This window comes from Thalassospira sp., from assembly GCF_002709775.1.
In the GTDB taxonomy this organism is placed as follows: Bacteria; Pseudomonadota; Alphaproteobacteria; order Rhodospirillales; family Thalassospiraceae; genus Thalassospira.
Window position 1 is genome coordinate 41161 of record NZ_PAQR01000004.1, and the last position, 11958, is coordinate 53118.

Consider the following 11958-nt stretch of genomic DNA (forward strand, 5'->3'; position numbering starts at 1 on the left):
CAACCTTAAGCGCGCAGTGAACCGCCGGTGGCCTTTTCGACCGCCTCGACAACCTTTTTGCAGACCGCTTCGATTTCTTCTTCGGTCAGGGTTGCCTTGGTCGGCTGCAACGTGATCGAGAAGGCGAGTGATTTTTTACCATCCTCAATCCCCTTGCCAGCATAAAGGTCAAAGATCGTCACATCCGTAATCAGATTGCGATCAGCGCCCTTGGCGGCCTTGATGATTGCTTCGGCCTTCACGCCTTCATCAAGAAGGAAGGCAAAGTCACGCTCGACCGACTGGAAGCTTGAAGCATTCAATGCCGGACGGGCCGTACCCTTTTTCTTGGGCATTGGCACGTTTTCAACAAACAGTTCAAACGCCACAACGCGGCCTTTGACACCAAGCGCCTTAAGCACCTTCGGATGCAGTTCACCAAAATAGCCCAGAACGTTTTTCGGACCCAGCTGCAGGGCAGCTGAACGACCCGGGTGATACCATTCCGGCGCACCGTCGGTATTGACCTGAACATTGGCGGCATTGGTGCCAAGTGCTTCGATCAGGGCTTCGGCATCGGCCTTGACGTCAAAGACATCAACATCACGGCGCGAACCGGTCCAGCTGCGAGGGGTCGTCGCACCGGCGCGCAGACCAGCAGCCACCAGACGCTGATCACCCGGCTGATCGCCAAAGAATTCCGGACCGACTTCAAACAGGGCAAGGTCAGAAAAACCACGTGCCTGGTTACGACCGGCAGCCGCGATCATGTTGATCAGGGCGTTCGGGCGCATGATATCAAGATCTGAGCTGATCGGGTTGGCCAGATACAGACCTTCTTTAAGCTCGCCAAACAGCTTGGCCCAACGCGAGTCCGTAAAGGACCAGGTCACGGTTTCATAAAGACCTCGCGACGCAAGTACACGGCGGGTCAGACCGACACGCTTTTGCATCGGGGACAGAGCCGGCACCGGCAGGCTGCTTTCACGTTCCAGCGGCACGGTCGGGATTTTGTCATAACCGACAATGCGCAGGACTTCCTCGACCAGATCGGCTTCACCGATGATGTCCGGGCGCCAGGTCGGTGCGACGGCAGTGATAACCGGTGCGGAACCACTGACCTCGAAACCAAGCGATTTCAGAATGTCGATGGCACGATCGGCCTCAACAGCAACACCGCCGAGCTCGAGAATACGGTCAATGCGCAGATCAAATGAATTGCGCGGGTTGGGTACTTTGCCTGCCTTAACGACATGCGAGACTTCGCCACCACAGAGTTCGGTAATCAGTTGGGTGGCAACTTCCATGCCCCATGCGATCGACTGCGGATCAACGCCGCGCTCAAACCGATAACGGGCATCGGAATTGACCTGAAGCTTACGGCCGGTCTTGGCGATGCTGATCGGATCGAACAGCGCACATTCGACAAACACATTGGTGGTTTCTTCAAGGCAGCCGGTTTCTTCGCCGCCGATGATCCCGCCAATACCAAGTGCCTTGGCCTGATCGGCAATGACAACCATGGAATCGGAAAGTTCGTATTCCTTGTTATCAAGGGCTGCGATCTTTTCACTATTGGTCGCGTAGCGCACATTGATGTCACCCGACAGCTTGTCGGCGTCAAATACGTGCAGCGGGCGGCCCAGATCGTGGGTCACAAGGTTGGTGATATCCACCAGTGCCGAGATCGGACGCAGACCGATGGCTTCTAGGCGGGCTTTTAGCCATTCCGGGCTTTCGGCGTTTTTCACACCACGGATATAACGACCATAGAATGCCGGAACCGCGTTGTTGCTGGCGATATCGCCGCTGATCGCAACGCCAATCGGGCTGTCAAACGAGCCTGCGACTGCTTGCTCGCGCGGATCAGCCTTAAGGGTTCCGATACCTGCTGCGGCCAGATCGCGGGCAATGCCACGCACACCGGTGCAATCAGGGCGGTTCGGGGTCAGGCCGATTTCAATGATCGGATCATCCGCACCAAGGACGCTTGCGACCGATGCACCGATTTCAGCGTCTTCTGGCAGTTCGATGATGCCGTCATGGTCTTCACCAAGGCACAGCTCACGGGTGGAGCACATCATGCCCTGACTTTCGACACCACGGATCTTGCCCGGTTTCAGCTTGGAACCATCAATCGGAATGATCGCACCCGGCTGTGCCAACGCGACCTTGAGGCCCGTACGTGCATTGGGTGCACCACAAACGACCTGAATGATTTTATCGCCGGTATTCACACGGCAAAGCTTCAGACGGTCGGCATCAGGATGCTGGCCGGCTTCTTCGATGTGGGCGACGCGGATGTCGGCAAGGGCTGCCGCGCGGTCGGTCACGCCTTCAATTTCGAGACCGATATCGGTCAGTTTTTCGGCGACAACCTCGATCGACGCATCGGTATCAAGGTGCTGTTTCAGCCAATTCAGTGTGAATTTCATAATCTCAGCCCCTTACCATGTTCGGTACATCCAGCGGCACGAAACCATAATGTTTCAGCCAGCGAAGATCGGTATCGAAGAAGGTGCGAAGATCGGGAATACCGTATTTCAGCATCGCGATGCGTTCGATCCCCATGCCAAAGGCAAAGCCCTGATATTCTTCGGGATCAAGACCACAGGCAGCCAGAACACGCGGATGAACCATGCCGCAGCCAAGGATTTCCAGCCAGTCGTCGCCTTCACCAATTTTCAGTTCCCCACCCTTGCGCGAGCAACCGATATCCATTTCGGCACTCGGTTCGGTGAAGGGGAAGAAGCTCGGACGATAGCGGACCGGCACATCATCAAGTTCGAAATAGGTTTTGACGAACTCAAGCAGGCAACCCTTCAGATGACCCATGTGGGTCTTCTTGTCGATGACCAGGCCTTCGACCTGATGGAACATCGGCGTATGGGTCATATCGCTGTCAGAGCGATAGGTACGACCCGGCGCAATGATGCGGATCGGCGGGGTTTTGGACTGCATGGTCCGGATCTGCACCGGCGAGGTATGGGTGCGCAGCACAAGGCGCGAACCGTCTTCCTGTTCAGGCAGATAGAAAGTGTCCTGCATTTCGCGCGCGGGATGTTCCGGCGGAATATTCAGCGCGGTAAAGTTATGGAAGTCGTCTTCAACATCCGGACCTTCGGCAAGGGCAAAGCCCATCTCGCCAAAGATCGAGACGATTTCATCAATCGTCTGGCTGATCGGGTGAATGCGACCCGCAGTTTCATCCGGACGCGAGGACAGGGTGACGTCGATCCGCTCGCCCGACAGACGCGCTTCAAGGGCAGCATCTTCAAGGGCAGTTTTGCGGGTCTCGATTGCGCCAGCGACCTGGTCCTTGACGGCATTGAGCGTCTGACCAAATTCACGACGCTGGTCCGGGTCCATCTTGCCAAGGTTTTTCATCAGACCGGTAATGCGGCCTTTCTTGCCAAGGGCGCTGATGCGGACGTCTTCAAGCGCGGTAAGATCCGCTGCCTTTTCGACTTCCGCCAGAACCTCTTCGCGCAATGCTTCGATGTTTTCCATAACTTCCGACGCTTTGGCTTGGGTTTAAAAATCACAAAAAGAAAAGGGACGGCCAATATGGCCGCCCCTGATCAAATCAGGCAAGTGCCGATGAAACCTTTTTACAAAGGTTTATCAGTCCAGTGCAGCCTGCGCCTGGGTGACCAGAGCTTTGAAAGCTTCCGGCTCACGCACTGCGATGTCGGCAAGAACTTTACGGTCCAGCTCAACACCAGCCTTTTTGAGGCCGTTCATGAACTGGGAGTAGCTCAGACCGTTCTCACGCGCGCCAGCGTTGATACGCTGGATCCAGAGCGAGCGGAACTGGCGTTTCTTAACGCGACGATCGCGGTATGCATACTGCAGACCTTTTTCCACAGCCTGAACGGCGGTGCGGAAAGTATTGTTGCGGCGACCGCGGTAACCCTTGGCAGCCTTAATAACCTTGCGGTGACGAGCGTGCGAAGACACGCCCCCTTTTACACGAGCCATTTAACTCTCCTTCAACCTTAACCGTACGGCAGGAATTTTTTGACGATGCGGGCATCTGCGTCACAGAGGATCTCCGTGCCACGTGCCTGGCGCTTCATCTTGGTCGGTTTCGCAGTCAGAAGGTGGCGNTTGTTTGCCACGTTGTGACGGACTTTNCCGCTNGCNGTCAGGCGAAAGCGTTTTTTCGCNCTCGNTTTGGTCTTCATCTTGGGCATTTTTCTATCCTTGCANAAGCAATGAAAACGAAATCCCCTACGGCGGCTGGGCATGCCCTGAAGGATCAAATACANACCTTCCAGCCTCACCACCTGTTTTGGGGACGGGTGGTTATAGACTCCGACTTTACCTTTTTCAAGGGCCAATTCAGCCCTTTCCCCTTGCTTTTTGCGGCATTGAGCCGCCATTGTGCCCAAGCACGGCTTTTCAAGGCCCGATCCGCCATCCCCTTATTCCCCATCTGACTGATCACATGTCGCAAATCACATCAATCATTTTGCCGTTCTTTGCGCTGATCGGCCTTGGCTGGATTGGCGGCAAGTTCAAGATCGTATCGCCGGATGGTATGCGCGGCATTAACGGCTTCGTGTTCTATTTTGCCCTGCCGGCCCTTCTGTTCAAGGCGCTTGCCACCCGAAGCCCTTCAGAAATCTGGCAGCCCGACATCATGCTGGCTTATGGCGGTGGCACCCTTGTGGTCTATGGCATTTCGCGCCTGATCGCCGCCCGGGTGTTCGGCCTTGATCCCACCAGCCGAACACTGTTTTCCTTTGCCGGGACCATGGGCAATGTCGGGTTCATGGGACTGCCACTGATCATCGGCCTGCTGGGTCCGGCGGCGACTGTTCCGTTGATTGTGGCACTTGCGATTGATCTGGTTGTGATGCTGCCGCTCTCGCTTTTGCTGCTTGAGGGTGCCAAGCACGCCCAAGACAGCAACACGATCGGCAAGATTGTACGTGGCACATTCACCAACCCGGTGGTCCTTGCAATTATCGCAGGGGTCCTGGTGAGCCTGCTTGATCTTGATTGGCCTGATGGTGTTGACTACCTGCTTGATCTTCTTGGGCAAAGTGCCGGTCCGGCCGCCCTGTTTGCGATTGGTGTTGCACTTGTTGGTCGGCCGATTGCGCAAAAGCAGGCCGAACTTGCCACCATGTCTGTCGCCAAACTGATCGCCCATCCCGTTGCGGTGTTTATCGGGTTCTGGATTGTTGGTTCTGTTAGCGGGTTTGAGGCAAAAGCAGTTCTGTTGCTCGCCGCCTTGCCAACTGCCGGGAATGTTTTTGTGATCGCGACGACCTATGATCGCTATATCGTGCGCAGTTCATCAATCGTGCTGGTGACCACTGCACTTGGCGTGATCAGCTTTTCAGCATTCTCGGTCTATATTGATATGATCGTCGGATGGCTCGGTTGAACTACCAAAAAGGCAGGACTAAAACGGACCTGCTCAAATGGGGCTCGATCAAGAGCAGCCGTAGAAAACCGATTAGATGGCGGTCTTGATGGTATGCGCCCGACCAACCCATTTCTCGATTCGGCTCATCAGCTTTTCACGGTTGATCGGCTTGAGCACGAAATCATTCCCGCCAGCAGCAACACCACCACGCAGGTCTTCCTCACCCTGACGGGCGGTGACATAAATGATCGCACAGGACAGGTCGGGGAACTGGGTCCGGACATTGATCGCGGTTTCGAAACCGTTCATGTCAGGCATCATGATATCCATCAGGATGATGCGCGGACGTTTGGTCTTAACGAGTTTGAGAAGTTCCTTTCCAGAGGAAACACCCTGAAACGAGAACCCGCCACTTTCGACGATTCGTTTCAGTAGAACCAGACTCTTGGGATCGTCATCGACGCCCACGATCAGAAGATCATTTCCGACTGGCATGGCATTCCCTCTTTGGCTTGAACCTTGGGGTAAAAGGCAAAACGCCGCGTCTTAACGCGGCGCCAGCACCATAATCATAACACGGCCTTCCATCTTTGGCATCATTTCCGGTTTTGCGAGGTCTTCAAGATCCCCCGAAAAACGCTGGAGCATGCCAAGACCAAGGTCCTGGTGAGCCATCTCACGTCCGCGGAAACGCAACGTGACTTTCACCTTGTCTCCACCGCCAAGAAACTTCTGCGCAGCTCGCAGTTTGACGTTGTAGTCATGGACATCGATGTTCGGACGGAGTTTGATCTCCTTGACCTCGATAACCTTCTGTTTCTTTTTGGCCTCGTTCTGCTTCTTGCTTTGTTCGTATTTGAACTTGCCGTAATCAATCAGCTTGCAAACTGGCGGCTCGGCATTCGGAGCGACTTCGACAAGGTCGAGTCCAACTTCCGCTGCCATTTCAATGCCTTCACGCACCGTAATCGGGTCGGACATGTTGCCTTCGGCGTCAACGACACAGATGGAACGGGCTTTGATATCCTCATTGACGCGCGGACCTTCCTTGGTCGGCTGCATCGGTTTGCGTGGTCGTGCTATGGATAATCTCCTATGGTCATCAAACAAATCGGTCAGAAACAGAAGCAGGAAAGCGCACATGGAAGTACAGAAGCACCATGGTGTTTTCCATGAGACCTCACCTAGCATATCCACGCGCGTTCAGAAAGCAATGATTTTAGGCAACTAGATCGGCCTCAAAGCGCCATTTTCCGCGCCTTTGTTCCCGAAAGCCAAAACAGATAAATTCCGCAATCCTAGTCGGTGAGATCAAGACGCTCGCGAATGACATCCATCACGCGGTTGACGGTGAGTTGGCGCAGATCGTTTTCGCGAACAACACTGACCGCATTCTGCCCATGACCGCGCGGCGCACTGAGCTTCGGATCAGACTCGCGCGAAAACAACACAATCGAAGGCGCACCCGCCGCTGCGGCGATATGCATAGGCCCGGTATCATTACCAATCGCCAGCACCGAACGCGCGGCAAGGGAGGCGATATCAAGGAACCCGGTCCGGCCCATCAGATTACGCGCCTTGGGGCACATCTGATCAATGCGGTTCAAAACATCGGCTTCGCTGTCGGTCCCGATCAGAACCGGCGTCAGCCGATAGTCCGCCAGCTTCTTCGCCAAAAGACCAAACCGCTCCGCTGGCCAACGTTTCGCCGGACGATGCGGCGCCCCACCAGGACAAATCAACACGAACGGGCTGCGAATACCAAATCGGTCGAGATCAATATCCGGCCCGGAAATATAAGGGGCAGGGACATCCTTGATACCGGCATCAGCAAGCTGATCCGCATGTCGATCAATCGTATGCATGTTTGAGCGTTCAGGATTGGCATGTGGATGCGAGCACCCACGCGCAATCCCGGACCATTCGGGCTTTGGACCCGGCCAAAATAGTTTGTAGTAAAATCCGGATCGATCCGACGTCTGCAGATCATAAACCCGGTCAAAATTGCCATTGCGCAGGAACCGGCGCAGCGCCAGGACTTCGCGCACGTTGCTCAGTTTCGGACGGCGGTCGATGGCAATTGAGTCAAAAAAGCCACTCGCCTTCATCAAATCAACATACGGCCGCGTAGTCAAAACCGTGATATGCGCATCAGGGTGAGCCGCACGGATGGCCGCAAACGGCCCCATGGCCAATACAACATCGCCCAAAGCAGAGAGCTTGATAACCAGAATACGCTCACGCTTTGGTTCCTCCATTGCTGCAACCGTCTGACCATCATTCTCTGAATTTTGCGCGTCAGCAGGCGAAGTTTCAGTTTGCTTGTCGGTCATGCAGCGTTCCTGATAACCCGCTTGAGCGCCTTGGCGTAAACATTCAGAGTCCGCTCTGCCATTTGCTCTAGCGAGTATTCGGCAATCACATGATCACGCCCCTTGGCAGCCAGTTTGGCACGTTTTTCTGGTGTCAGGCTCAAGACCTGCACAAGCGCACGCGACAGCTGATCAACCTCACCCGTGCTCACCAGCCAACCGGTCTCCCCCGGCAAAACCGTTTCCATCGCCCCGCCATGTGCGGTCGAGACAACTGGACGCCCCATAGCCTGTGCCTCGGACGGAATACGACCGAAGGCCTCTGGCTCCACTGAAGGACAAGCGACAACATCTGCCAGCATGTAAGCAGCTGGCATGTCATTACAGTGATCAACGATGTGAACGATGTCTTCTAGGCCAAGCTTGCGGGTCATCTGCAAGACTTCCTCGCGATATCCGGTACGTCCTTGGTCAGAACCGACGATCAGACAGCGGACCTTGCGGTGTCCGAGGGCTTCAAGAACAGAGGGCAATGCGCGAATCAAGAAGCTATGGCCTTTCCAACGGGTGATCCGTCCGGGCAGCATGATGACATACTCTTCCCCGTCCAAACGCCACAGGTTTGACAGGGCGATCAAGCGCTCCTGGCTGACATTTTCCGGATTAAACAGATCAACATTCGTGCCGCGCGGTACAATGTTCAGTCGGTCGGGTTCGACCTTGTAATATTTGTTGATGTGATTGGCGATATGCTTGGAGATCGCGATCACCTGATCCCCCATAGTCATGATCGCGTTATAGCGACGCTTGAACGGGTTGTTGTAACCGGAATAGGTGCCATGGAAGGTCGTGACAAACGGGATACCGGTCTTGCGCGCGGCAAAAACCGCGCTCCATGCCGGCGCGCGCGAGCGGGCGTGGATGATATCGACACCTTCATCACGGATGACCTTGACGAGCGCATCGATATTCTTGCGCATGGTCAGGATGTTTTTTGATTTGAGCGGCAGAGTAATGTGCTTGGCACCAATGCGATCAAGTTCGCGTTCCAGCCGACCACCCTGTGATGCAACCAGCGCCTTGCCGCCACCATCAACGATGGCGCGCGCGATATCTACTGTGCCGCGCTCGACACCACCGGCATCAAGTTCCGGAAGGACCTGTAAAATAACGGCAGGTCGATAGTCCCCGCCTTGCGCTTGGGGCTCTGATCGATAGACTGTCTCTGTCATTACTTCTGACGCGCTCATGCAACTCCAACCACCAACACCCAAGGACAGACGCCCCGGATGACACATGACCTGCCGACGCAACAGCCCGCAAAGCCCGAATATCTCAACCGGCCAGATGGTTTAAAAATCGCATACCATCACGTACCGGGCAAGCCATCTAACGTACAGGTGCCCAATACGCCCGGTGTGATGTTTCTTGGCGGTTTCATGTCGGACATGACCGGCACCAAGGCAACCCACCTTGAGGCGCACTGCATTCGGCAGGGGGTGGCTTATACCCGCTTTGACTATTCCGGTCACGGACAATCGTCGGGCAAATTTGCCGATGGCACCATCGGACAATGGGCCAGTGATGCCATTGCAGTTCTTGATGAAATCACCTCTGGCCCGCAGATTCTTGTCGGCTCGTCGATGGGGGGATGGATCATGCTTCTGGCGGCCCTTGCACGTAAGGAACGCATTGCGGGACTGGTCGGCATCGCTGCTGCCCCCGACTTTACCGAAGACCTGATGTGGGCGCAGTTCAGCGAAGAGCAGAAAAAGACCATCATGGATGAAGGCGCGCTGATCGAGCCGACCGAATATGGTGACGATCCCTATACCATCACCCGTGATCTGATCGAGGACGGCCGTAACCAGCTTTTGCTGCGCCAGCCGATTGATCTGAAATGTCCGGTCCGACTGGTTCAGGGCATGCAAGACCCGGATGTGCCCTGGCAAACGGCGATCCGCCTGACCGAGGCACTGGTTACCGATGATGTCCGGGTGGATCTGATCAAGACCGGCGATCATCGCCTGTCAGAGCCTGATCAGCTAGACGTCATCACCAAACATATTGATGAAATGATCGCAAAGACGTCGGGATAACGCACCGTCTATGCTTCAAGTTCGGATATGACAGACGATCAGGCCAGAACGACCTGATCGTCATTTATTTTCACTGCAACCGGCTCAAGCATATCGCCCGTGCACGGGCCGGATACACATTCGCCATCCTCGATGCGAAAACGCGCGCCATGGGTCGAACAGATGATTTCATCACCAAAATCGCTGATGAACTCGTCCGGTTCCATATCCAGCGGCACGCCGATATGCGGGCAGCTGTTGATATAGCCAAAGACGTCATCACCACTGCGTACGACAAAGATGCCGGTGCCGCCAAGATTAAGGCCCTTGGCACCGGTGGCATCAAGATCGCTAAGCGTGCAAAGCACCGTGCCAACCGCAGGCAGATCGCTCATGGGTCAACCCCGCCCATTTCGCAGATGGCGGCCCATGATGCATCATCAATCGGCATCACCGACAAACGCGACTGCTTGAGCAAGGCAAGATCAGCAAAACGCGGATCGGCCTTGATATCGGCAAGGGTCACGGCGGTTTTCAACGGCTTGACCGTTTCGAAATCCACCTGGACGAACTTCCCCTTTTCATCGGTCGGGTCCGGGTAATATTCGCGCACCACTTCGACAATCCCGACAATGCGTTTTTCATTCACCGAATGATAAAAGAACGCCTTGTCGCCAATCTTCATCGCACGCAGGTTCTTGGCAGCCTGATGGTTACGCACACCATCCCAGCCTTCGACACCCTTTTTGACCTGGTCGTCCCACGACCAGCTTCCCGGTTCGGTTTTGACCAGCCAGTATGCCATGGATCAGAAGACCTTCTTGAACGGGCGAATGACGACGGATTCGAACAAGCCTGCCTTTGCATAGGGATCATTGGCGGCAAATTCGCGCGCATCTTCGATGGCATCAAATTCGATGATAAAGACCGAACCATTCATGCCTTCCATATCGGGATCAAGGGTCGGGCCCGCGGCAACGATACGATCAGCAAAGCCGCCTTTGATATAGGCCAGATGGTCTTCACGATTGGCCTTGCGCACATCAAGGTGGCCCGGCTTGTCAACGCAACGAATATAGAAATGCATGAACGGTTTCCTGCTTCTTTATGGGATCAATGTCCGTAAAGTGCCAGAAGCCCCATGTATTCTCAAGCCGAACCGCGTTGCACATAATCGTGATGACGGGATTTAGTTGGCGTTTTCAAGCTCGTCACGGAAGGGGCGCTGCAACAGGGCATTGATCGTGCTGCGCAGATCGGCGTCATGATTGGCCACCTGATCAACAGCCGCACAGATCGGCATTTCCACGCCATATTTATTGGCAACGGCAGTAATGGATGCTGCCGTATGCACGCCTTCAGTCACAGACCGACGCTCCGCCAGAATGTCTTGCGCCTTACGGCCTTCGCCCAGCGCAACGCCAAAGGTGTAGTTCCGTGACAGCGTTCCGGTGCAGGTCAGGGTCAAGTCGCCAAGACCTGCAAGCCCCAACATGGTTTCAACCCGACCTCCCATGGCCGAGGCCAATCGTGACATTTCGGCAATCCCGCGGGTAATCAGAGCCGCGCGTGCATTGTCACCCAGCTTCAAACCAGCTACCACGCCACTGGCAATCGCAAGAACGTTCTTGATGGCACCTGCCACCTCAACACCAGCGACGTCAGTGCTGAAATAGGGTCGGAACTCCGGGGTTCCAATCAACTCAACCAACCGTTTGCCGAGCGCGCGATCTTCGCAGGCCAGCGTAATCGCCGCCGGCAGACCAACAGCAACCTCCTGGGCAAAGGTCGGGCCGGACAGGACCGCAACCGGGACATCGCCAAGCGTTTCGGAAACGACCTGCGCCATCAGTGCGCCAGTTTCCTTCTCAATACCCTTGCAGCAAATCACCGCCGGAAGCTGATCTGGCCAATGCGCCGACAATTTGGTCAGGGTTTCGCGCAAATGTTGTGCGGGGGTAACCAGCAGGACCGCATCAGAATCGCGCAAACCTTCAACATGGGTGGTTGCACGAAGCGCGCCCGGCAACTCGATGCCGGGCAGATACAGGTCATTTTCACCCGTAGTATTGATCCGATCTGCCAGTTCTTCATTGCGCAAGATCAGTTCAACATCTTCGCCAGCTCGCACAGCCTGCACGGCCAGGGCTGTTCCCCAGGCACCGCCACCCACAACTGTAATGCGCTTTTTCATGATCAAAATTCCGGC

General features: G+C 55.3%; 14 protein-coding genes. 2 read left to right on the forward strand and 12 right to left on the reverse strand.

Annotation, left to right across the window (positions count from 1 at the left end; translation table 11 throughout):
• Nucleotides 1–5 precede the first annotated feature (5 nt).
• The 4 genes from pheT to rpmI all read right to left on the reverse strand — a co-directional run bounded on the left by pheT (nucleotide 6) and on the right by rpmI (nucleotide 4175).
• Nucleotides 6–2414 (reverse strand): phenylalanine--tRNA ligase subunit beta, encoded by a 2409-nt coding sequence (gene pheT / locus CMO10_RS01820; protein WP_297018613.1) that lies wholly within the window; start codon nucleotides 2412–2414, stop codon nucleotides 6–8.
• 4 nt (nucleotides 2415–2418) lie between these two features.
• On the reverse strand, nucleotides 2419–3489 hold the full coding sequence (pheS, locus tag CMO10_RS01825) for a phenylalanine--tRNA ligase subunit alpha (RefSeq protein ID WP_297018614.1): 1071 nt from the start codon (nucleotides 3487–3489) through the stop codon (nucleotides 2419–2421).
• A 114-nt stretch (nucleotides 3490–3603) separates the two neighbouring features.
• Nucleotides 3604–3960, reverse strand: coding sequence for a 50S ribosomal protein L20 (gene rplT, locus CMO10_RS01830; protein WP_008888574.1), 357 nt, complete (start codon nucleotides 3958–3960; stop codon nucleotides 3604–3606).
• Nucleotides 3961–3977: 17 nt separating this feature from the next.
• A complete protein-coding gene (gene rpmI / locus CMO10_RS01835) occupies nucleotides 3978–4175 on the reverse strand; it encodes a 50S ribosomal protein L35 (RefSeq protein WP_297018615.1) in 198 nt (65 codons plus the stop codon).
• Between the two features lie 254 nt (nucleotides 4176–4429).
• On the opposite strand from rpmI, the gene CMO10_RS01840 reads away from it, so the two are divergent.
• Nucleotides 4430–5377 carry an AEC family transporter gene (locus tag CMO10_RS01840; RefSeq protein WP_297018616.1) on the forward strand — a complete coding sequence of 316 codons (948 nt, stop codon included), beginning with the start codon at nucleotides 4430–4432 and terminating at the stop codon, nucleotides 5375–5377.
• A gap of 72 nt (nucleotides 5378–5449) precedes the next feature.
• Here the strand turns inward: CMO10_RS01840 and CMO10_RS01845 are convergent, their stop codons facing one another.
• From CMO10_RS01845 to CMO10_RS01860, 4 genes are all read right to left on the reverse strand, one after another.
• Entirely contained in the window at nucleotides 5450–5854 is a 405-nt protein-coding gene (locus tag CMO10_RS01845) for a response regulator (RefSeq protein ID WP_297018617.1), read from the reverse strand.
• Between the two features lie 51 nt (nucleotides 5855–5905).
• The gene (infC, locus tag CMO10_RS01850; RefSeq protein ID WP_044829758.1) at nucleotides 5906–6421 is read right to left on the reverse strand and encodes a translation initiation factor IF-3; all 516 of its coding nucleotides are present in this window, start codon (nucleotides 6419–6421) and stop codon (nucleotides 5906–5908) included.
• A gap of 236 nt (nucleotides 6422–6657) precedes the next feature.
• Entirely contained in the window at nucleotides 6658–7692 is a 1035-nt protein-coding gene (locus tag CMO10_RS01855) for a glycosyltransferase family 9 protein (protein ID WP_297018618.1), read from the reverse strand.
• The gene (locus tag CMO10_RS01860; RefSeq protein ID WP_297018619.1) at nucleotides 7689–8903 is read right to left on the reverse strand and encodes a glycosyltransferase family 4 protein; all 1215 of its coding nucleotides are present in this window, start codon (nucleotides 8901–8903) and stop codon (nucleotides 7689–7691) included. The genes CMO10_RS01855 and CMO10_RS01860 overlap by 4 nt, the downstream gene beginning before the upstream one ends.
• A 57-nt stretch (nucleotides 8904–8960) precedes the next feature.
• On the opposite strand from CMO10_RS01860, the gene CMO10_RS01865 reads away from it, so the two are divergent.
• Nucleotides 8961–9770, forward strand: a complete 810-nt coding sequence (locus tag CMO10_RS01865; RefSeq protein ID WP_297018620.1) for an alpha/beta hydrolase — start codon at nucleotides 8961–8963, stop codon at nucleotides 9768–9770.
• Nucleotides 9771–9808: 38 nt separating this feature from the next.
• On the opposite strand, the gene CMO10_RS01870 is transcribed toward CMO10_RS01865, so the two are convergent.
• The 4 genes from CMO10_RS01870 to CMO10_RS01885 form a co-directional block, all read right to left on the reverse strand.
• Nucleotides 9809–10144 (reverse strand): Rieske (2Fe-2S) protein, encoded by a 336-nt coding sequence (locus CMO10_RS01870; protein ID WP_297018621.1) that lies wholly within the window; start codon nucleotides 10142–10144, stop codon nucleotides 9809–9811.
• Complete coding sequence (locus CMO10_RS01875; protein ID WP_297018622.1) at nucleotides 10141–10554, reverse strand: EVE domain-containing protein; 414 nt, start codon at nucleotides 10552–10554, stop codon at nucleotides 10141–10143. Before CMO10_RS01875 ends, CMO10_RS01870 begins: the two co-directional genes overlap by 4 nt.
• A 3-nt stretch (nucleotides 10555–10557) precedes the next feature.
• Entirely contained in the window at nucleotides 10558–10836 is a 279-nt protein-coding gene (locus tag CMO10_RS01880; RefSeq protein WP_008888584.1) for a YciI family protein, read from the reverse strand.
• 102 nt (nucleotides 10837–10938) lie between these two features.
• On the reverse strand, nucleotides 10939–11943 hold the full coding sequence (locus tag CMO10_RS01885) for an NAD(P)H-dependent glycerol-3-phosphate dehydrogenase (RefSeq protein ID WP_297018623.1): 1005 nt from the start codon (nucleotides 11941–11943) through the stop codon (nucleotides 10939–10941).
• Between the last annotated feature and the right edge of the window lie 15 nt (nucleotides 11944–11958).